Below are 23,572 nucleotides of genomic sequence, written 5' to 3'. Positions count from 1 at the left end.
TCAGGGAGGTCTGAAAAATTTTCAACCTTGCTCAAAATCTAAAGAAAAAACCAATTCTACTCATTTATAAATGTAATTACCTATGGTCAAGTAGGTATTAGTACTAGATTATGTGAATTACAGATAAATCCCCTGGATATACAATCGAAAAACACATACCACCGGAAAAACCGGTTAAAAATTTATTGAACATGAAAAAACAGACTATCCTTTTTCTCATATTGCTCATTTTGGGTAATGTGATGGCTAGGGCACAGAACTGCAGCGTAAATGCGGGTGCCAATGTCACTATATGTGGCACGTCTACCAACCTCTCGGGAAGCCCGGGGGGCACTACATCGGGAAATCCCGTCTGGACGCTGGTATCCAAGCCGGCAGGCGCACCAAATCCGGTGATCGCGAATCCTTCAGCATACAATACCGGGGTCACAGGGATGACTTTCCCGGGTAATTATGTTTTCCAGATCGCACAGAACTGTACCGTGGGAACAACAACTTCTCAGGTAACGGTTACCGCGCCGGGGGATGTATCTGCTTTCACCGCAGGACCGGATATTACCAATGTTTCTGCCACTACAGGTACAGCAACACTTAATGGTGTTGTGCCTGCAGGTTATACAGCATCATGGACGTATTATAACATTCTGGATAAGGAACGATATAACGATATTACCACTACCAATGCAGTAATGGCGAATACTAATACAGTAAATCCAACACTTACTCTCATAAAAAAAGCAAATCATGATATTGATCCTGCTTATCGTGCGGTGTTAAGAATTACATCAATTAATAACCCTAACTGTTGGTACGAAGACGATGCTATTGTTAGATTTATTCCCAGTCAAAACCTTATATTTAATTCAACATATGATCTTTGTTATTCGTCAACAACTTCTGACCGTTATATAGGTCTAAATGCTAATTCTCCAGTATTTGCAACAGGTTATCCAAATGTCTCCGGTAACCCCGCTTTTGGCACAACAGTATCTGTTACCCCAATAAGCCAACCTAGTGGAGGAAATATTTCCTTTAAAGAAATAAGAGGAACCAATGTATACTTCAATGGAATAAATACGATAGGAACATATGTGTTCACTATTACTATTTCCAATACTAATGGAACTTATACAACACCTCAGATCACTTATAATTATAACGGTACGGATCCTAATCCGGTAAGTTTTTTAGATCCTGCATATCCCAATCAGATGCAGGTATATTCAACAGGCAATAGTGGAGGTGCCGTGTATTGCAACATGGTAGGTTCTAATGACCCTATCTCTTTTTATTTTAAAATTGATCCTGCCAACCCACCAACTATTGTTACTAAAGTAACACAATCCGGAGTAGTTCCATCTGGTGGAGCTCTGGGAATAGTGCAAAATGGAGCAGGTACAATGAATAGAAGCGTTACATTAACACCCCCTGCAGGAGGTTGGAAAGCTGCTACTTATAAATTTGCTATAAATAGTTCTTCAGGGGTATGCAATACATCCCAAAGTTACTTTGTTCATATATCAGATGGAGCCCGATCGAATGTTAATGTGAATAATATTACTGTATGTTATTCGGGGTCAGGAACTGTAACAACTACTGTACCTTTGCCTGCTATTTATCAGGAAACGACTTCAAATCCTAGTTATTTCCAGGACTTTAACGGAAGATATGATTTTACATTAGTTTCAAAGCCTGCTGGAGCTGCTAACCCTGTTTATGAATCAACAAATCTTAGGACATTTAAAAATGCTTCTACAACTATTAGTAACCTGAATAAAGAAGGAGAATATATTTTTAAAATAAAAGCTGTTCCGGATGCAGGTGGTGTTGGAGCTTTCATAGATAAAGAATACGCTTGTTCAGGGACCTCATTAGAAGGGACTTTTTCCATATTTGTCTCTGCGCAGGTAGGCTCTAATGCTGGTTCTGCACAGACTTTGGTTGGAACTACCCAGACTACTTTCAATGGGAACAATCCGGGAGTTGCCACAGGTGCATGGACATTGCTATCCAAGCCTGCAGGCGCTACCAATCCGGTGATTGTAACGCCATCAGCTTACAACACGAATGTTACAGGATTCAATACTCCGGGGGTATATACTTTCCGATGGACCGTTACCACAGGTACCTGTACCAGTACCAGCGATTTGACGGTTAATGTGAAGGCTCCGGCTCCCGGAGGTATAACGGCTGCAGTATGGTACAAGGCAGATGCAGGTGTATATTCCAATGCAGGAACAACTGCTGCTACAGACAATGCTGCTGCTCAGCAGTGGAACGATCAAATGGGAACAGGATATCACCTTGTTCAGACTGCTGCTGCACAAAAACCGATTTTCTCTAACCAAAGCACATTGGCTAATTTTAACCCAACCGTGACCTTTAATTCTACAGGGCATGGAACGGGACAAGGTGGCTTTATGGCCGCAGATCCGGGAACAGGAAATGCCATTATAAACCGTGCTCAGGGAAGTATCTACATTGCTGGTAAAATGAATACTCTTGGATCCGCTGGATTAGCAGGTTTTGACCAGACAATGGATTATCCTGGCTTACATATTTCCAACAATGCCACTACGGATAAGCTATTATTTTATACAGCAGGAAGCGGTTATACGACATTATCCACCAATTTGTTTGCTGCCAAAAAACCTTTCGTAGCAGGTTCTTCCTGGCTGAACGGAGGAGGTACACCTACTTCCAACGTATTAGCAAAAGTATGGCTGGATGGCAATGAAAGTATTTATAATAATACGGATGGCAATGTAAATACAACGGATAATGCCACAACCCGTGTTTTCAGAATTGGACGTGACACCAACTGGGGAAGTCATGACGGTCAGATGAATGAAGCTATTGTGTTTGCTGCTCCTCTTACTGCATCAGAAAGGGCCCGTGTAGACTCTTATCTGGCTGTTAAATGGGGGACAACGCTTACGGGAGACTATACAAATTCTGCCAATGCCGTTGTATGGAATGTTTCTCCTACTTATCAGAATAACATTCTGGGTATTGCACGAGATGATCTTTCTGTTTTATATCAAAAACAATCACGCAGTGAAAATGTTGGTCAGAAATTAATCATAGGAGCCGGAAGCTCATTGGCTAATACCAATATGGCCAACACCAATACTCTGACTGAGGGGCAATTCCTTCTGGCAGGAGATAACGGTTTGAAGCAAGTTCTTAGTATACCATTATCTTATACAGCAGGTTCTAACGGGGTAATCAACTACCGTTTTGAATCCATCTGGAAAGTACAGAACACAGGAAATGTAGGCACAGTAACCGTGGCATGGCCAAAAAGTGTAAAAAACCTTTACCTGGTACAGTCTTCGGATGCTGCTTTTGACGGAACGGATACCTTTACACCAATGACAACAGAGGTAACGGTAAATGGAGTAGTATACAATACGGTAAGTGTAACATTAGGAAACGGACAGTTCTTCACTTTTGCAGGTTTTGTTCAGGCTCCGGGAGGGGTTGTAGGACCTGATTTCTGGGTGAAATCTGATGATGCCGGAGCTGTAAGCACAGCCTGGAAGGATCATTCTGCCAATTCAGATGACATCCCGAATGTAGGTGGAGTAGTTCTGTCAGTCGCAAACAGAAGCCATAACTTCCATCCATATACTACAGGATATACTTCGGCGAAGTTTTTTTACAACAATGCTTCAGCACTGAATCCTTTGGGCAACATCCAGTATCCGAATATCAGCACTTCTGTTTTTTCAGCAGTGAGACCTACTGAAGACAGCGGAACCGGACGTATTACAGGAATAGATGATGATGTAACCTATGCTTCTGAACCTGGATTTTCTATTGCTAACGGAAAGCCAAGACAATATGAGTTCTTTAATACGACAACGTCTTCTGATTTTTCTGTAGCCTTCGATACCGGAGTTTCCAATATATTTTCAGCAATTGCTAATAATACAGTAGCCAATGGTGGTACTTCCTCAATTGCCGGAGGAGAGAAGAGATTAGGCTTAAATGGTTCTTATGAATCTTTTTCCGGTTTTGCTACAGCTAATAAATTTCAGATCTATGGTAGAAACCTGCGAATAGGTCATGCCGGTTGGGATGCTCCGGGAGCTTTCCCGGGTGATATTATGGAAGTAGCTTGGTACAACCGTACACTAACAGAAAATGAACAGTCAAGGATCAATTCCTATCTTGCTTTAAAGAATGGAGTTACTTTGAAGGAAAACTACCTTTCTACCACGAGCAATGTGGTTTGGGATAGAATAAGTAATATTGATTATAACAACAATATTTTCGGTATTGCAAAAGACGATTTCACAGCCCTGCATCAAAAACAGGCTGGAAGTGTCAATCGTGGACAACAGCTTGTTATTGGTAATGGAACATCTTTATGGGATTCCAATGCTGCCAATACGAATGCTCTTACAGAAGGACAGTTCCTTCTTACAGGAGATAACGGCCTGAAGCAAGGTCTTAGTATACCATTATCTTATACAGCAGGTTCTAACGGGGCAACCAACTACCGCTTTGCATCCATCTGGAAAGTACAGAATACAGGAAATGTAGGCACAGTAACCGTGGCATGGCCAAAAAGTGTAAGAAACCTTTATCTGATACAGTCTTCAGATGCTGTTTTCGACGGAACGGATACCTTTACCCCAATGACCACCGAGGTAACTGTCAATGGAGTAGTATATAACACGGTAAATGTAACCTTAGGAAACGGACAGTTCTTCACTTTTGCAGGTTTCGGAAATGCACCTGGAGGAGTTGCCAACAGCCTTTCTTACTGGTATAGAGCTGATAAAAATGCAGCTAATACAGGTACGGGAACAGATGTAACCGGATGGACAGACCTATGGAGCGGAACTACAGTGGCACAGATGGGAACCAATGCATTGCCAAAGTATACATCAGGAGCTGCTAATTATTTTAACTTCAACCCAGGAGTTAATTTTACAGCAGGAACACAAACTCTTGGTAACACCAATGTCAGAACATTCTCTGAGGATTCTTATGATGTGTTTACCTTCACTAAAGAAGGAATGACCAGTGGAGGAGCTCACCCGAGTATTTTCAGGTCTCTTGTAGATAACGCATTGCTTACCGGAGATATACGCAGATGGGATGGTTTGGGAATTATAATGGATAACAGAATAGAACGATTCTCTAATACAGGTGGAAATACCGATTATTACGGAACCCCTGCAGGAGCATTCTCTACAACAATCCCAAGCATCATGTACCATACCTTTACAGCGCTTACAACAACTAAAGCGCTTAACGGAGGTGCTAATTTTGCGACAACCAATCATTCAGGAACAGGAGTTCGTAATCTGAATGGAGGACATTTATTCGGTGATTCTCAGTTTGGAGGTAACGGAAGTGATAACCGTGGATTCATTGGTAATTTAGGAGAAACAATTATTTATGGTTCAGGTAATCTTACAGCGGTTGAGCGAAGAAGAGTAGATTCTTATCTTGCCATCAAGTATGGTATTACGCTGGGACAGGTGAATACAGACCATTATCTTTCAGCAGACGGAAGCATTGTATGGGACGGAACCTCCAATACGGCTTATAACAATAATATTTTTGGAGTATCACGTGATGATATAGAAGCATTTGAACAAAAGGTATCAAAAAGTGTGAATGCCGGAACGATTCTTACGGTGGCTACCATCAACGATTTCGTCAATCCGAACCAAAATGCAGCCCGTACAGGATTTGTTAATGATAAAACTTATTTCCTTCTGGGAGATAATGCCAATGTAGCAACAACGCCTGTAGACATTACGGTAGGTACCCGAACTTATAAGAGGATCCAGAAATCCTGGCTGGTACAGGAGAAAAAATCGGAGGCAGGTACCCTATTCTTTGAAGCAGATCTTACGGCTTATAACAGCGCTTCATTTAATACCACATCAGGTCTGATGACCATGTTGGTAGCAGACGATGCGGCTTTCACAACCAATGTAACGGTAGTGAATCCTACATCAAACAATGCTGCCAAATGGGTTTACCAGCAGAATATAGCAGACGGCAAGTTTATTACATTTGCGGCAAATCCTTGCTACGGTCCTGATACAGACGGAGACGGTATCGCAGATATGTGTGATTTTGACAATGATAATGACGGTATCTTAAATACTAATGAAGGCTATATTTGTGACAAAGCTTCAATCCCGACATCTGTATTAACCACAGATCATGTAATGAACTATAACCTTGTTGATTATAACGGTATTAAAGGCTTTAATTTCAAATTAACCTCAACAGCAGTTGCACAACGTTGGGCTTCTCCTGCTGCTCAGTTTAACATGAGTGGTATAGACCCAAGAGTCAATAATAATAAGGTGACTTATGAGTTTGATCTTCCTGTTGATAATTTAAGATTCTGGGTTGGAGATCTGGATGCTCTGGAGAAAGTAAATGTTAATTTTTATGACCAGAATGGTAACAGAATTACTGATCTTCTTCCATATACAACAATAAAAGCCGAAGCTGCAGCAGGCAGTACGACGTTTACAACAGATGCAACCTATGGTGTGAAAATATCTACAACACGTAATTCAGGAGCAAACAGTAATGTGAATTATGTTGAAATCTACACCCCAGGTATACAGATCAGTAAGGTGGAGGCTACTTTTGTAGGAACAAATGGTAATACTCCGGAATATCATATTGGTAATATGTGTGCCAAGAGAGATCTGGATGGTGACAGAATTCCGGATTATCTGGACTTAGATTCTGACGGAGACGGCTGCCCTGACGCCATAGAAGGTGCAGGAGGCTTTACTACGGCTAATCTTGTTAATTCTTCACTGCCTGGTGGTAATACAGGAGGCGGCTATACCGGAACAGCTGGCCCGGTTATCCAAAATCTTGGTAATACGGTAGATACTAACGGAATTCCAACGATTGCCAATACAGGACAGGCTGTCGGAAGTTCTCAAAATGCCGCTGTTTCAGCTTGTATTCCTCCATTCTGCTATAAACCGGGTATATTGGCCGGAACAGCACTGAATACCAAAATGGGAATCACAGCACTTGGCAGAGCAGGAGTGAATGCAGACAACTGGCCAATGGTAAGAAAAGGAGGCTGGATTGCATTAGAAGCGAAAACCAAAGGTTTTGTACCTAACAGAATAGCGTTTGATGCATCAGGAAATCCAGTGGGGATTCCGGCAGCTAACTTTGTAGAGGGAATGATGGTGTATGATACTACCAACAAATGTATGAAGATGTATACCCTGAAAGAGGGTGATGCTTCCATGAAGTGGCATTGTATCTCTACACAGACCTGCCCGGACTAGATTGACAAACATAAAAGCTTTTCACAGAAAGCAGTAAAAATCAACAGCCTTGTTGAGATTTCTTGGCAAGGCTGTTTCTTAAATAACTTAATAATATGATTTCAAACTTTAGAAATATTCATATTGGAGAACTGATTTACTTGAGGGTTACAGAAAACAGAACTGATGTATCCCGTATCTGCAGCTTTATGAACTGCACAGAAAAAGAAGTTAGAGAAATGTATTTGCAGGAGAACCTACCCACAGATATTCTGATGAGATGGAGTAAACTGCTTGAGTATGATTTTTTCAGATTGTATTCTCAACATTTAATACTCTATGCTCCGCCTTCAGCACTGGCCAACGATACAGAGGTATCAAAACTGCCAAAATTCAGAAAAAACATCTACACTCAGGAGATTATAGGTTTTATACTGGAGCTGATAAAGACAGGAGAGAAAACCAGACGGGAAATTGTTGATGAATATGGAATACCTAACAGTACTTTAAATAAATGGATCAATAAATATGGAGTCTCATAGAAATCAGATGAAAAAATGATTATAGTATAAAAAACATTCATTGAAGATTTTTGAACTTAACAAAACGTACACTAAAGATGGAAAAATACAGCCAGCCTAATTATCAGCGGATCTATTCCGATATCATTACCCGGAATTTTCCTCATAAGAAACAGGAATGTGAAAGACTGTTAGGAAAAAAAGAACTGTCGGTAATTGATATTTTAGAACTTAATAAAAGAATTTTCGGAACACGAAACACTGAAATAGGGAACCAGAACCAGAAACACCGTTCTTATAGCAAATCTGATATTTTGCGGATACTGGATTACCAGAAAGCTCATAAAATGAACAATTCGCAGGTAGCCAAACATTTTGGACTAAGCAGAAATTCAATGACCAAATGGCGAAAAGTATTTCTGTGATAAACATGATTTTTTTGTTTATAATTTTTAATATGAGACCTTAATAAACACATCTGATACACCGGTAAATTCTATTTGCCGGTGTTTTTTGTACATTAGCGAAAACATTTTTAATCCCTGAAAAAGAACGGAGCAATCCCATGGATACCGAAAAACTCAATAACCTCAGAAGCAGCATCTCAATTCCATTGAATAGGGCCATTCAGCTTTTAAAAAAGAATGACGGTGATGTAAAGGCCAGTGAGAAAGAATTTCATCTTGATAATATCAGGGAGATCTCCATAGCTGCTGCCTGTGATGAAGAAATAGCAGAAAAATACTACAATGAATGCAGGTATGATATCGCAAAAGCCATTGAAAAGATCAATGCACTTCCGATAATGATTACAACAAGAGAAAATCCGTCCCCGCGAAATGAAATAGGATTTATTCTGTGGCCAATGTCAGCAGATTGGAAATATTATAAAACAGAGAAGCGGAATGACGCTTTTATTCCCACAGCAGATTTCGATCATATCATCAATGAGTTCAGATCGGTTTTTCCCGTACACTATCCTGATATTAATTATGATGACGACGGTTTTGATGTCTGCGGACATAACTACTTTGACAATGCAGACTGCAGAAAGATTTTTGAAAGAATCAGGCATTCGGAAACGGAAGATCCTGCCGTGAAAAAGTTTAAAAATGATCTGGTAAACTGGCTGGATGATAAACTGCAATATGCTGATTATATCGTGGTATACGGAAATCTTTAGGTAGATATAACCCAGTTCATTCAATTAAAATAAATAACCTCAGAGTTCGGGATAAGAATATCTGATAGATGCAGGTTTGAAGCTTGATGATGGAAGAGGGAAGCTATGAAAGTGATTAAGAACTAATATTGATCTGTTTTTATTTAATTTGATTTTCTGGTAGCTTTCAATACGTATAACTAAAAGTAACTTCCAGCCTCCTTCTTCCATCTTCCAACCTTTTATATTTAAACTCCTTAACTCGAATCAGATTAAATAACAGTAATAATCTGAGTGCATTCAGGGTAATGATCTCTCTCTCTTTCACGATTGTGATAAAGTCTGATGAGCTGATTTGTGCCAATTTTAAATATATTTGTGCACTAAATATGGAGATGTAGGGATGTATTTCCATCTATTGATCAGTTGAAAACAATTTTTAGTACAACTATATGAAACAAGCAACGACCCCGCTGATGAGGTTGGTAGTCTTTTGCGTTATCGCTTTATGCAATCAGGCTTTTGGCCAGAGTAAAAATTATTCTGAATGGTATCTGAGAACTCCGGACAGCCTTGATGCTTATAACCAGGATATTTACGTAAGAGAATTAGGAACAGGAAAAGATACTGTGGTGGTAATTCATGGTGGTTTTGGGGCCAACCATGATTATATGCTGGATGCCATTGAGGGGCTGGAAAAGAAATATCATTTTGTACTCTATGACCAAAGAGGTTCCCTGCTTTCTCCCGGACCCAAAGAGAAGCTTACCTTTCAGAAAAATGTGAATGACTTAGATTTACTGATCAAGCAGCTTGGAAATAAAAACGTTAAGATTATGGCTCATTCCATGGGGACGCTGGTTGCAATGGAATATCTACAGCAGCATCCGGAGAAAGTTTCAAATCTGATCCTGGCAGGAGCTATCCTTGCAAAGTCAGACAGCATGATGAGTGTTTTTTCAAAACGACAGAATGAACAGGTAAAATTTCTGAGCTCAAGACCTGAGGTTAAAGCTTTGCCAATCTATAAAAGATATAAGGAATTGAAGGGCAAATTCACCAGCGACAGGGAAAGAACAGATTTTAACAGGATGGCCTTTGCTGCATCCAATATATACAGAATAGACCGATATAAGCTTATGCGCGGCGGTTTCCATTATTATAAAGAAGAGGCGTCTGTAATGTCAGAAACCGTAAACTGGAAATACGATTACAGAAATTCTCTCAATGATAATGCTAAAACTACCATTATTTTCGGTGATCATGACTTCCTTGATTTTAATGGAGAAGTATATCAGGAGCAGATAAAGAACCATAAAAAAATTAATTTCAGACTGATCAAATCGGCCGGACATAATATTTGGGTAGATCAGCCGGAAATTTTCAGAAAAGAACTGGATATGGCGCTGCAAAGGTAAAAACGAAATATTTTTAATAAACATGAATTTTTCAGGTCTGTTTTACTGTAAAACAGACTTTTTTATTATGATTGTCTGTAAAAAGTAATTTAATAAAATTGTTTAGCAGAATAATCATATTGATTTCAAACGGGATAACAGCAAATAATGAAATCCCTTCAGACAAGCTGATTACAGAGAGATTGCAATAAATATAGAAAGATTGGTCATCCGCTGAATGAATGTAGACACAATGTAGATACCATCTGTTTGGCCTGAATTCAAAGAAATCACACCTTTGCATAAACATATTGTTTTCATAGTTCTTAAATGGTTAAAAGCTGAAAATTAACCACTCTGAGAAAAACTTCTGAAAATAATAACCATGTTTTCTTTGTAAAACAAACCAATTTTAAAATGACTTTAAAAATAATCATAGGTTTGGCAGCTGCACTAGTCTGTATATTTATACTGAGCTCCTGTTACGGAACTCAGAAGAACCTGATTGCGGAAAACAGAGTCTATCACTGGAAAGTCTATTTGGTAAAAAAGAAGCACTTTTCTATGGGAACCTATCAGCACTTTGAAGTCTATTATAAAGGTCAACTGCTCATATTACCCAAAGAAGTCACTGACGGCAGTCAGGAAATTCGTGAATTCATAACCGCTGGAGTAGTAGATAGTCGTTCCACCCAGTTCGGAACCATTGCGGTGATTTTTGAAGGCCATTTTATCCGTGAAGATGGCGTACCTTACCGTACGATGGTCACACTGCACATCAGACCGGGCAAGGGAAATGAGCTCTTCATTACCAACCCATGTAATGGTAAGGAAGCGGTGATTACGATAGGGTAAAATTACTTCCAGACCGGAATTTTGATAAAACTGTCATTATGCCATTTGATCTGTAACGGCTCTTTGGCATCTTGTATCGTTTCATCATGGACTTCTTTTCCAGATCCGTAATTAATTTCTTCAAAAGGATGTTTATTTGTATTCAAAAGAATTGCAAAACGGCTTCCTTTAGCGATTTTCTTACTGACAAATCTGGTTGTATGAAACGGAATGCTTTCTTTTTTTCCGGGTTTCAGCAACTGCCGCTTAGTGTTGTCCTTGGCATAAGATGCTCTGCCTACATAGCGGGTTAACAGAAAATACTGGCCGTTAGGAAGGATCTGGTATAAAGCCAGAGATACATCAAGATCTTTTTTGTTAATTGAAGCAAACAGATTTCCTGTAAAAGAACCGCTCATTTCAAAATCAGAATCGAAGGGATCTGTTGTATACAGAACACCGTTGCTGGTATCCAGCGTATCAAATATCAGGGTAGGAGTGAAATAATTATTCTGATTTTCCCGGTCTTTAAAATCCACGGTCTGCGGAATAAAAGCAGTGCGGTTCGGACGTTTTTTTCCAAGCAGATAACCCTGGCCAGCCTTTGTTTCTGTTAAATACAGGGTAAGGGTATCATTATTGATTTTATCCAAGTCAGGACTGTGCTTCCAGGTATTGGTTCCCATAACCTGATAATTGACTTTATCTTTAAGAAGAGCCGGCTTAGGTGCTCCTTTTAAAATAAAATCCAGCCACTCATAAGCAAGCTCACCCATATTGATATGGGCTGCCGGATCAATAGTATAGCCCATCAGGTCAGGCTTTGCACTTCTCTGCCCGCCGATATGGTCATAAGGCCCGATGACAAAATAATGATCAGCATTTTTATTATACCGGGTATGCAATTTGAAGTATTCCAGTGCTGAAAGCTGAGAACCGTCATAATATCCTGTTGTACTCAGAACAGGAATATTAATCCTGTCATATTCTTCAGGAGAAGGAACCAAGGATTGCCAATACCGGTCATAGGCCGGATGATCAATCCATTTTCTGAATATCGGGTTTTGCCGGCCGGAAAGGCTGTCCATGCTTCGGAATGAAGATCCGTTATCAAACCATTCAAAAGGAAGGCTTCTTTTCAAGGGTGGATACTTATAAATATTGTCGTTGGACCAGCTCAATATGTTGCTGATGGGCACATTATTTTCATAAGGCATATCAAAACCGGGCATTACAGCAACCTGTGGAACAATGGTCTTCAGGGCCGGATGAATTTTCTTCGCCGTTGCCCATTGGGAAAAACCGGTATAGCTTCCTCCCATCATGCCTACTTTTCCGTTGCACCATTTCTGTTGATTGATCCATTCGATAATATCGTAAATATCCGTTCCTTCATGTTCGTACGGGCTATAGTTTTTCAGATCTGTTCTTATCCCTCTGGCATAGGCAACAATACCTACATAATCCCTGTCGGCAGACCTTTTACCCAGAATGACATCACCGGGTCCCTGATAATAGGTAGTATAAAACAAAACAGCAGGAACCGGGTGGTCGTTACCTTTTTTCCGTACAATAATAGCAGAGATAGGAATACCGCTCCGGGTAGGAATCATTACACTATCCTGAATCATAAAACTTGTCTCGGGAGATTTCAGCTTTTGCCCGGAAAAAGTAAGTGTACCTGCCCATACAAAAGCCAGTAAAAGGATAGATTTCATAAACTTAATTGTTTTAATATTTAAATTCCCGATCATATGTTTATATATTATCAGGAACCGTATTCTGTCATATAAATAATATCACGCTCAGGATCTGCCACAGCGAGAACCAGGCTTCCGAAAAGGGAAACAAAGATGTATTTTATAAGATTTTCCGCTGAGATGGACAGAAGTGGTCAACAGAGGCTTAAAATACACTGCCAGAGACGGATCTGTAAAAACCTCTGAAGGTTCAGGATATAAAGTAATATTTTCTTCTGTGATCATAATATAGTTTTCTTGTTAGGACAGATCATCATCATCATCAATGAATGGATTGGGATCGCTCTCATCCCAGTTACCAGCCTCAAACCGGGCGTTGTGAGCCGGAAAGTGTTTTATAAAATATCTCCATAATCCCAGAGCTTTTCGGTAATGGTCCACATCAAGCGGGGCGAGCGGATAAGACCCTTTTCCGTCATGAGGGAGATAGCGGATCTGTACATTTTTATTTCCTTTCAGATCATCCTGTATATCATATTGATACCCTTTTGAGTCATCATCTTCTGTGGCTAAAGACGGGAAATACTGTAAGTCCTGAGAAGGTCTGCTTTGTGTCAGCTGAATCCTGTCAGTATATTCCTGATTATTCTGGCGGAAGGCAAAATAAACACTGTCACTCCAATAGCCGTTTCTTTCGCTGTCATCATAATCATTATAGTACTTCAGTACAATAGGAAGGTTGAGGTAATATTCAATTGTAGCAACAGTGATTTCAGCTTCTGTTTCCTTCTTGCAGAGGTTGATTTCTTCAGGTGCTAATTGCTCCATACGTTCGGCAGCCATTAATGCATTCGGCCAGAAGAACTTCAGCAGGTTTTTTTCTGCAGCCGGTGTATCCTCATCCACATAGTACCATTGCTCATCCGGGGCTTTCCAGATCACTGCCAGCTGCTCGCGGAAGTTTGTTTTGGGAGTGACAAAAAGTTTTTTGAGGAAAGTTTCTTTTTCTTCTGTTTCAATCTGTTCTGCACAGATGAAGATTTCATGGTCGTCCTGTTCCAGCCGGAGAGAATCTTTCCACGATTTTCCCTGTTCATCGGTGTGGGCACGGGTAACTGTAACAAGAACATCTTCTACCCGGTATTCAAAATCAGTGGAACCTATAATGTTAAAATGACTCAATTGCCTGAGGTTCTCTAAACTCAGATCGTAATTAGCAAATAAAGATGTTTTTTTCTGTTCTTTAAGCAGAGGAAGTTCTTTAAGCAGAAGCTGATGCATTCCGTATCTGGAAAGCTGACTGTTCAGGCATTCTGTAGATTGGCTTAAGGCCTCATCATCAATAAGGTCAGATAAAATAACGCCGCTGGAATCAAACTCATACTCATCCAAATGGGTATCGATGCGCTTAAAGCCGTGTACTTTTACATTATAATCCGTTTGTATAAGCATAGCTGCGGTCATATTTCCTTTTACAGTAAGCTCCCCGTGGTTATAGTCGCCCCAGAATATTTCGTTCACCACAAGGTCCTGCTGTACATAAATTTCCTGTCCGCCCACAATAATGTCAGGACAATGGAGGTTGCCCAGTACAATAAGACTGCAGGCTCCATCCGTTTCATCATTAAAGATAAACCGGGTAACGGATAAATTTCCCTGAACAACAATCAGACGTATGATCTGCTTGTCATACAGATTGCCCAGACGTTCAATTTCTGCTGTGTTTTTTTCATCGAGCGCCCGGCTGTACCGTTCAGACCAGTCCGCATCCAGTCGGTCAAATGGATTATCAAGATCAATGCAGTCAAATTCAGTATCTCCATCAAAACAAAGTGCAAGACTTTTATGGTCATCCTTTGGGAAATACTGTTTGAAGGAACTGTCGTCAGGTAAGTTCTCTAAAAGGGAGGTTATTGGTATAAGCTGGGCTTCCTGATTTTGTATGATTATTTTTTGCATGGTTTTTATTTTTAAGCTTTCTGATTCTTAAGGTTAGGAATAAATTACAAAGGGATCAGGTTATACTTGAGGAGGGATTTCTATCTGTTCTTCAAACTCTAAAAAGTCCTCATGCAATCCGCTTACGGGTTCTCCCAATTCATCCGTTTCCCTGTTTTGGGTCATCAGGATCCAGCTGTCATTGCTTTCGTAATCAAAATTCCCATCATCAAAAATACCTAGCATATTGTACAACATTCCCTTTGCATAGCTGGTTAGAAACTGATTTAGCTTCTCTGTGCCGATTGCAGAGCTCATTTCATCATAATTCTGATTCATTTCCGGGTTGAACTCCTCAGCAGCATCTATATTGCCCGCCACATCATAAGCAGACAGATACATCTCTTTCAGGATCATAAACCTCGCCCATTGGGGAATACCTTCCCGGAATTCACTCCACGCCCAGTCAAGAGGCTTTTTGGCTCCGGATTTTACCATCCGTTGAACGAGTTCTTCCAGGCGTTGTTTTTCAGTTTCGTTTAATTTTGAGAACTCAAATTCATAATACTTTTTGTTAGATACGGACAATTGGTTCAGTTGTTTTTCTATCTCTTCCATGGTTTTGATTTTCCTGTACGAATATCGGGTATTTCTTCTTCTCTTACCTCTGTTTCTTTTATTTTTATCCATCGTGACCGTCTGTAACTGTATATGGTATATGTATTTATACCGGACCAATCGGCAGCTCTGAGGATGACGGCTATGTCATCTCCCCGAATGGCATTAATGTTTCCTATGTTTTGAAGTACATCCAGACCAAGGATATATAAATTATCTTCATTCAGGTTTAACGTCCGTAAGTTGTTGGAAATAAGCTGTAATATGGGCTTTTTAGCGACGGTTTTCTGAATGAGTTGATCATAATCTGAAACCGTGTCTATGATAATAGGAGTATTATCAATACTGCTTACAAATGATACGGTCAGGGTGTCTGGCTGCCGGTCTCCGTTAAAATCACCCACAATAAATTCCTGTTTTGTTAATTGTGACATGGATATCTTGCTGTTGAAATATTTTCGCAGACTGTTTTCCAGCCGGAGATAAGCTTTATTTTTCTGCTTTTGCTGGGCACATACAGAATTAGATGTCATTATTGACAGAAGAATTAATATGAACCACAGCAGCTTCATTTCTATTTTCTATTGATTCTTTTAAGTACTTTTGAGGTATAAAGCGCTTCAAGTTCATGCTGGGTAAACCCGATGGTAGTATCGGAATAACTGCTCTGGTGATCGCTTTTAAGTTTTCTCAGTTCGGACAGTTTATCTGCGGTGAACTCATGAGGGTTCACAAATATACTGTCCCCTTTAATCGCTTTTACACGATAGAGCGTATATAGGCCGTCTTCTTTCATTTCATAAATATCACCGGGTTTGGGCTGTTGTAACCAGGCTTTGGTGTCTTTATTCTCAAAAAGAACACTAAATATAACGAATATAATGAACAGAAAGACTATAATCAGCCAGCTGTAATACTTTAAAGGAATTTTAGCTTTTTTTCGGGCTGCTGTATAACCAGCTGACAGATGCGGAGGCATTTCTGCTTTGCCAAGGACCTGCTTACAATGGCTGCATTGGCTTACACCGGTCTTGTGTAAAGGGATAAACGGTATCCAGAAGATGTGGAAATATCTTACATAAAAGTAGAGGTATACCGTCTGGCTGGAATGGCAGTGAGCACAATTGACCAAAGATCCTTCATCGGATTTAAGAGTTCCGCTTCTAAGTCCAAAAATAATCATAGTAAAAGTTTTTAATATTTGAAGTAATGTGAATGAGGAAGGCGGCTAAGATTAAAAGGCTGGAAGCTGGAAGGGGAAAACTGAAAGTTATTTTACAGCCATTAACTGGATTAAAACAGAGCTGCGGTTATACCTTATAAGCTTCATGATCTCCATCTTTCTGCTTCCATACCACCTGAGTCAGAAATTCTTATCCGGACTGATATTCAATGAGTCCACGGTTAAGAACACTATACTACTGTTAGCCGATAAAAGAAAATTTATCTTCAAACATTTTTCCGATAACCGGAAGAGGCTTTTGAGCATTGTTGGCTGCATTGATGATGCCAATGATCCAAAGAATGACAATTCCCAAGCTCAGTATTCCTAAAATGCCCAGCGCCGGAATGAGCATGGCAAGGACATTCAGTACAACAGAAAATAGAATACTGATGATCGCCAGTCCTAATGACTGTCTTAAATGATACCTTAAAAGACTGTCAGAGTGATCTTTACCCATAAAATAAGCGATTAGCCAGCCTACGATGCTGATGTACGATACGATAGAAAGTGTTTTGTTGTCCATTTTAATTAATTTTTATGTTGATAAAATATATTTGATGAAATATGCTGAGTGATTTTATGATGAAAGAATTCTTTTTATAACCGTTTTAATGTGAGAGGTACGGCTTCTTTCACTTCCGGAACAAAGGTATACACTGTGACTAATCAGGAGGTTATCTGTCTGGCTACAAATGATCTACATGCCGAAATCAAATATGTCTACAATGTGTCTACATGGCCTTTAGCCTTCATAAAATAGGTTATTTTTGTGGTGTAGACATCCTGTATATGACAGCTGCATATTGTGAAAATAAGTAAGAATACCCGCTTTAATTTTGATAGATGTGATGCCATACTATTTAGCTAAATTTAGAATCGTAATGAAACATAGAATCACTCATCTCTTTTTGCTGCTTTTAGGTCTGCTTCCTATCTCCGGTACTGCTCAGAACCGTTATACTGACAGTCTGTATAATCTGGTGAGATCACCAGCAGTCAGCGGGAAAGAAAGAGTGATGATATTGTCTCAATTAGCAAACAGGATACGTTACTACAATCAGCCTGAAGCCCTGAAACTGGCACAACAGGCCATTGCTCTGGCAGGAAAAGAGAAAGACACAAAGTATAAAGTATATGCTTACGAAGCCCGTTCAGCAGTGTATTTAAGCATGCAGGAAATAGATCTTGCCAATAAGGATACGGATAACAGCATAGCTTTTGCCGGACAAACCAAAGATATAAAAGCCCAATCATGGGCATGGTACGGAAAAGGGAGAGCTTTGGATTATCAGGGTAATCAGAAAGATGCTGTTGCTGCAGAGTTGAAAGCCCTGCAGTTGATTAAAGGGAAAGGATACTGGAAGGAGGAAGCTTCTATTTATTATGCCTTTTATGGGATATTCAGTACCTGGGAAGATGTGGACAATGAAGGTAAATACGCTTTATTATCCCTTGAAGCAGCCAAAAAAAGCGGCGACCCCAATAATTTGTGCGAGTCCTGGCAGGCTGTTGGTTCAGCAGCGGCAGACCGATTCAGAAAAACACAAAACAGAAAACTGCTCGATTCTGCACTGGCTGCCCAGAAAAAATCTGTTGAGGTATACATTGCGAATGAGCCCTATATGAAGAACACACAATTAATCTCCATTCCAAGTGTAAATATTGCAGATGCCTATAACCGTCACTTTCCGGCATCGGCACAGATAACAGATTCTATACGCCATTATGCCGATATTGCACTGCGTTACGCTACAAAAGGCAAAGATATGAGAATGCAGGCCGCTTCTTTTGGAATTATGAATGAAGATGCCAAGCGCAACGGTAATTTTGAACTTGCAGAAACCTATCTGCTCCAGGCTTTATCTTTAATGTTAAGCAGTACTACACCTGATTATTATATACGCTCTTCCATTTACAGGGATCTGGCAGATCTTGCCGAGCGGAAAAAGAATTATGCCAAAGCTCTGGAATATCAAAAAGCATATCAGGAAGATTACAGGAAAATATTCGATAGTGAACAGAATAGTACAGGTAAGAAACTGGAAGCACAGTATCAGGCTAAAGAAAAAGAGCAGGAAATAAAATATCTGAAAGAAAGAGAATCCCTGCACAAAACCCAGAAATATCTTTACATCGGGATTGCTGTAGCCTTGCTGCTTGGATTATTGTTCATGTTTCGGTCTTATCATTTCAGACTGAAGTATTCTTTGCAGCGCGGAAAAATTCTGGAACAGGAAAGGGAAGAAGCCAGGTTACTGGCCCAGGTAAAACAGGATGAAGCCCTGATTATGGCTGTTGAAAAAGAAAAAGCCGAACTGCTTGCCCGTTTGAAAGAGAAAGAAGCAGACCGCCTGCAAACCGAACAAATGGTGATACTGGCTCAAAAGGAACTCCTTCAAAAAGAAGTCCTTGCCGGAAACCTGCAGGTAGAACAAAAGAATAAGATCCTTCAGAACCTGAAAAATCAGCTGGAGGAAAATCCCGGAAAAAGCCTTGATAATTTTAACCTGAATAAAATTCTGAAAGAACATTCCCATATTGACCGGGATTTTGAAGAATTCAAAACAGATCTGCGGGAAATCCATCCTGATTTTTATAATCGTCTGCAGGAAAAAGCGGGCCACAGGCTCACCTCACTGGATCTGAAGTATTGTGCCTACATTTTTATGAACCGAAGCACCAAAGAAATGGCAGTGCTGCTTAATGTAGAACCTAAAAGCATCCGGATGAGCAAATACAGGCTTAAACAAAAATTAGGACTGGAAAAGGCGGATGATTTAGACGAATTTATCCGGAAATTGGTATAAAAAGCATCTCAAAGTGATGTTTTCTGATGTACTTTCTTTGTTTTTTTCTACAATAAAAAAACTCATACAATATCAATCTAATTTTTATATTTGCACGGGTTGGATTTTGGATGTTAAAAAACTTTCAGAATCCCGGTAAAATGTTAAAAATAAAATAACCATAAACAAAGAAGCGTAAAGAATGGATAAAATGAATTTATTAATTATTGTAAATATAATCTCTTTATTCATCACACTGTTTCTGGCATTTTTCCTGATTACACTTAAAACAAAGTACAAAATAAGCAACTCTCTGTTTGCTGTTTTTCTACTGTTAAATGCCATAGATATTAGTGAGCCTTTGTTTTACATGGTGGTTGACGGTTCATCCAACCTGGGAATGTTTAGGAGCTCCTTCGCTTTCCTGCAGATTCCCGTTTTTTATCTCTATATCATATCAGTCTGTTACTCAGATTTTAAGTTAAAGCCGAAATATTTATTACATCTGCTTCCATTTCTAATCGTTAATTTGGTTTTACTGCCACGTTTTTATACGGTAGATGCAGCATCGAAAATGAGTTTTATTCAGAATCGCCAAAATATGATAGAGTTTCAGTTCATTCATATTTTAATACATCTTCAGATTACTGCATACATCATTTCTGTTTTCCGAGTACTAAGGAAATCAAAGAAACTATATCTTGAAAACCATGCAGGGAAAAGCATCAGTTCCTATAATTGGCTGTTCCAGTTTACCATTGTCCTGACCATTTTATATACGGTAGCTCTTTTAAAAAACATTTTTAAATTTTCTGATTATCCACACATTTCAGAATGGATCAAGATGGGACTTTTAGTATCTTCTCTCTTCATTTTTTGTTGGTATCTGTTCAAAGCATTAAATAATCCGGGTCTTTTTAGAAATGTTGATTCAAAACAAAAGCTTGTTTCTGAGCTTGTTTCAGAAGAAAAAATCCATGAACAGTCAACAATAAATGAAAGAGAGTACAGTGAAGAAATATCGAATTTGAAAAAATATATGGTTGAAAGAAAGCCTTATCTCAACTCTTCACTTACCATTCAGGATATTTCCGATGAAATTAAAATTCCTGTCCGGGATTTATCCCTTTTAATCAATCATCAGCTAGGGCAGCATTTTTATGATTTTGTAAATGCTTATCGTATCGAAAGTGCTATGAATATTCTGAAAGATGAGACAAAAAGCCGGGTAACTATTCTTGAAATCCTGTATGAAGTGGGTTTTAATTCAAAATCTTCTTTCAATACTGCTTTTAAAAAACACACGGGAAATACGCCAACCAGCTATCGTAAGAACCTACAGGTCAGTGATTTGTAATTACTCGTACTCTTTCTTGTAAAGATTCGCACCTATTTCTCTGAACAAATGTGATTGAATACTTTTATTCGGTCGCATAATTTTTTTTTCTCCCACATCTTTGTATCGAAATAATTTTTAACATAAACAACGATACAATGAAAACTTCATCAAAATTTTTAACAGTACTGTTATTTATAAGCAGCTTTTCTTTTGGACAAAACATTACCCAAAAGATTGATTCCATCATAAGCGATAATTATAAAAAAAATCCTGAGGTAGGAATTAGTGTTGGTTTTATCAATAACAATAAGGAATATTATACAGCCTATGGTAATCTGAATGCAGAAAGTCAAACAAAAATTGATAAAAACTCCATATTCGAAATTGCATCAATTACTAAAATCCTGACTTCAAACTTAATTGCACAGGCAGTTTTGGAGAAGAAAATAAAGTTAGATGATTATATAGACGGATTTCTTCCCAAAGAATATGTATTACAGCCGAATCTTAAAAACAAAATTAAAATTTCGGATCTGGCATCACATCAGTCTGGTTTACCAGATATAGACTTTCCAAAATTGATGGAACTGAACCCGCAACAGCCCGTAAGCAGTGTGACCATAGAAACATTAGCGGGAATAATCAATAACTGCAGTGAGCTAAAAGACCATGGTAAGTTTCGTTATTCTACTATTGGATATACTTTAATGGGGCAAATACTAGAGAAAGTGTATGGTAGGAGCTATGATGAAATTATCAGAGCTAAAATAATAAAGCCTTTACAAATGAATAATACATTAACTAAAGACTTTAATGTAAAAAATATAACTACGGCCCACAATCCTGATGGAGGAATTCAGGAATTTTTCAAATGGAATATTACAGCATCTGCAGGATTGGTAAAATCCAATACCTCTGATATGATTACCTATTTAAAAGCAGTTTTAAATAATGAAACAACAGTTGGAAAAGCTGCTGTCATGACGGAAAAAATCGTGTATAAAGATGAAAAAAGAGACATGGGATTGGGGCTTAACATGATGACGGATGATAAAAACACTATTTATTCGAAATCAGGAGATTCTATGGGCCAGTCTTCCATCATCTGCTACAACAGGAATAAAAAATGGGGAATTATCATACTTCTTGACCAGAGAAACTCAAAAATGAGACAAGACCTGTTGAATAAAATTTATGATAAAGTCCTGAAATAGAGTAGTGAAAGTTGGCTAAAGAATAAAAATTTTAACATAAAAGAAGGTCACATCATGAAAAATCCCCTTTATTTATTCATTATTACACTCATGATGTTGAGTTGTCAAACAAGAAATAATGCAGTAACCTCAAAAAGAGATTATACCTTTCTTACAGATAGTTTACATCTTGATAAGCAGTTAGAAAAGTATAAGCTTCCGGGAGCTAGTCTTGTTATTTTTGAAAATTATAAGATTGTTTACTACAGCCAGGTAGGAGTGAAATCAATGGATTCTAAAGAAAAATTAGATGTAAACACTGCTTTTTCCACAGCATCAATCACAAAGCCAATAACAGCACTTCTTTGCCATATTCTTGAAGAAAAGGGATTAATAAACCTGGATGAGCCAATAGATAAGTACTTAAAACGCTGGCATTTGCCAAAAAGTAAGTTTACAGAGAATAATAGCCCAACCTGGAGACAATTTTTTAATCATACTTCAGGTACAAACCAGGGTGGATTTTCAGATTATTACAAGGGAGATGTCATTCCAACTATAAAACAAAGTCTGTTAGGGCAGATCCCAAGATATGATAAGGAGGTTGAATTCCTGTTCACGCCGGGAACCGGTTTTGAATATAGCGGCGGCGGATATGTAATTGTCCAAATGGCATTAGAAGATACTTTGAATAAATCTATTGCAGAACTGGCACAGCAACATCTTTTTACCCCTCTTGGGTTGAAGAATACCACCATGATACAGCCTAATGAGAACGGATTTCCAACAAATGTAGCTTCTGTTCACGATAAAGATGGAAAAGTTATAAAAACAGGCCTGCCCATTACACCGCAAATCGGAGCATCCGGAGTATGGTCTACTCCTACAGATCTGGCTAAGCTTTCTATTGAGATACAAAATGCTTTACGCAATAAAAATAACAAAGTGGTTTCTCATCAGGTCGCCAAAAAAGTAACGGAAGTAACCGCTTTGAAAGATGCCGTTGGTGGTTGGGGCTATGGATGGCAAAAGTCTGTTGCTTATAATAACTATGACTGGTTGATGTGTAATGGCTCTAATACAGGAGTAGGGGGAAGTATTTTAGCTACGATGGAAGACGGAAATGGTTTTGTAATTCTTGCAAACGGTGAAAAGCCTAATCGTATTCCGGTGATCAATGAGGCCCGCATAAAGCTTCTGACATTAATGGACTGGAATAAGAAAGCATCCAATGAAAACATTCGGGAACTTCCTTTGAGTTTAAAAAAACAGCTTATCGGAACGTATAATGATTTTCTTTATGGACAGAGAGCGGAAACGAAAATTGTAGAAAAGAATAACCGTCTCTATGTTGAATCTCTATTTTTGGGATTTTTTAAAGGAAAAAATGAGAATGAGTTACTATATCTCAAAAATGGAACCTTTAAAATCGTAGATTATCCGAACACATTAAAATTTGATTTCAGCAATGGAAAAGTAAATTCTGTCCTCTTAATAAGAGATTCCATGAAAACAGAAGTTCAGATTACAAAAAAATAAATAAAAACTTCCTATGTAAAAATTGCTGACCGGAATTTTC

The 23,572-nt window shown here is 38.8% G+C and carries 16 protein-coding genes; 10 read left to right on the top strand and 6 right to left on the bottom strand.

The window, feature by feature from the left end; translation table 11 throughout:
• The first annotated feature begins 191 nt into the window (after positions 1–191).
• From FW768_RS06675 to FW768_RS06650, 6 genes are all read left to right on the top strand, one after another.
• The gene (locus FW768_RS06675) at positions 192–7,301 is read left to right on the top strand and encodes a thrombospondin type 3 repeat-containing protein (RefSeq protein ID WP_153393911.1); all 7,110 of its coding nucleotides are present in this window, start codon (positions 192–194) and stop codon (positions 7,299–7,301) included.
• A gap of 95 nt (positions 7,302–7,396) precedes the next feature.
• Positions 7,397–7,822 (top strand): transposase, encoded by a 426-nt coding sequence (locus FW768_RS06670; RefSeq protein ID WP_153393909.1) that lies wholly within the window; start codon positions 7,397–7,399, stop codon positions 7,820–7,822.
• A gap of 77 nt (positions 7,823–7,899) precedes the next feature.
• A complete protein-coding gene (locus tag FW768_RS06665) occupies positions 7,900–8,226 on the top strand; it encodes a helix-turn-helix domain-containing protein (RefSeq protein WP_153393907.1) in 327 nt (108 codons plus the stop codon).
• Between the two features lie 140 nt (positions 8,227–8,366).
• Entirely contained in the window at positions 8,367–8,984 is a 618-nt protein-coding gene (locus FW768_RS06660) for a hypothetical protein (protein WP_153393905.1), read from the top strand.
• A 431-nt stretch (positions 8,985–9,415) separates the two neighbouring features.
• Positions 9,416–10,381, top strand: coding sequence for an alpha/beta fold hydrolase (locus FW768_RS06655; protein ID WP_153393903.1), 966 nt, complete (start codon positions 9,416–9,418; stop codon positions 10,379–10,381).
• Positions 10,382–10,777: 396 nt separating this feature from the next.
• The gene (locus FW768_RS06650; RefSeq protein WP_153393901.1) at positions 10,778–11,215 is read left to right on the top strand and encodes a hypothetical protein; all 438 of its coding nucleotides are present in this window, start codon (positions 10,778–10,780) and stop codon (positions 11,213–11,215) included.
• 2 nt (positions 11,216–11,217) lie between these two features.
• On the opposite strand, the gene FW768_RS06645 is transcribed toward FW768_RS06650, so the two are convergent.
• The 6 genes from FW768_RS06645 to FW768_RS06620 form a co-directional block, all read right to left on the bottom strand.
• Positions 11,218–12,912, bottom strand: a complete 1,695-nt coding sequence (locus FW768_RS06645) for a CocE/NonD family hydrolase (protein ID WP_153393899.1) — start codon at positions 12,910–12,912, stop codon at positions 11,218–11,220.
• A gap of 282 nt (positions 12,913–13,194) precedes the next feature.
• On the bottom strand, positions 13,195–14,853 hold the full coding sequence (locus tag FW768_RS06640) for a hypothetical protein (RefSeq protein WP_153393897.1): 1,659 nt from the start codon (positions 14,851–14,853) through the stop codon (positions 13,195–13,197).
• Positions 14,854–14,913: 60 nt separating this feature from the next.
• Entirely contained in the window at positions 14,914–15,450 is a 537-nt protein-coding gene (locus tag FW768_RS06635; protein WP_153393895.1) for a hypothetical protein, read from the bottom strand.
• Positions 15,438–15,983: a hypothetical protein gene (locus tag FW768_RS06630; RefSeq protein ID WP_153393893.1), complete on the bottom strand. Its 546-nt coding sequence runs from the start codon at positions 15,981–15,983 to the stop codon at positions 15,438–15,440. Before FW768_RS06630 ends, FW768_RS06635 begins: the two co-directional genes overlap by 13 nt.
• Positions 15,984–16,024: 41 nt before the next feature.
• Positions 16,025–16,633 (bottom strand): zinc ribbon domain-containing protein, encoded by a 609-nt coding sequence (locus tag FW768_RS06625; RefSeq protein ID WP_153393891.1) that lies wholly within the window; start codon positions 16,631–16,633, stop codon positions 16,025–16,027.
• 241 nt (positions 16,634–16,874) lie between these two features.
• Positions 16,875–17,198, bottom strand: coding sequence for a DUF4870 domain-containing protein (locus tag FW768_RS06620; protein WP_153393889.1), 324 nt, complete (start codon positions 17,196–17,198; stop codon positions 16,875–16,877).
• Positions 17,199–17,556: 358 nt separating this feature from the next.
• Here FW768_RS06620 and FW768_RS06615 point away from each other — a divergent pair, with 358 nt between their 5' ends.
• The 4 genes from FW768_RS06615 to FW768_RS06600 all read left to right on the top strand — a co-directional run bounded on the left by FW768_RS06615 (position 17,557) and on the right by FW768_RS06600 (position 23,532).
• Complete coding sequence (locus FW768_RS06615; RefSeq protein ID WP_153393887.1) at positions 17,557–19,482, top strand: hypothetical protein; 1,926 nt, start codon at positions 17,557–17,559, stop codon at positions 19,480–19,482.
• 190 nt (positions 19,483–19,672) lie between these two features.
• Entirely contained in the window at positions 19,673–20,818 is a 1,146-nt protein-coding gene (locus tag FW768_RS06610; protein ID WP_231128652.1) for a helix-turn-helix domain-containing protein, read from the top strand.
• Between the two features lie 137 nt (positions 20,819–20,955).
• Positions 20,956–22,014, top strand: a complete 1,059-nt coding sequence (locus tag FW768_RS06605) for a serine hydrolase domain-containing protein (protein WP_153393883.1) — start codon at positions 20,956–20,958, stop codon at positions 22,012–22,014.
• Between the two features lie 54 nt (positions 22,015–22,068).
• Entirely contained in the window at positions 22,069–23,532 is a 1,464-nt protein-coding gene (locus tag FW768_RS06600) for a serine hydrolase domain-containing protein (RefSeq protein ID WP_153393881.1), read from the top strand.
• The last annotated feature ends 40 nt before the right edge of the window (positions 23,533–23,572 follow it).

The sequence above is a fragment of the Chryseobacterium vaccae genome, assembly GCF_009602705.1.
In the GTDB taxonomy this organism is placed as follows: domain Bacteria; phylum Bacteroidota; class Bacteroidia; order Flavobacteriales; family Weeksellaceae; genus Chryseobacterium; species Chryseobacterium vaccae.
This window is presented reverse-complemented; position numbering and strand designations above follow the sequence as displayed.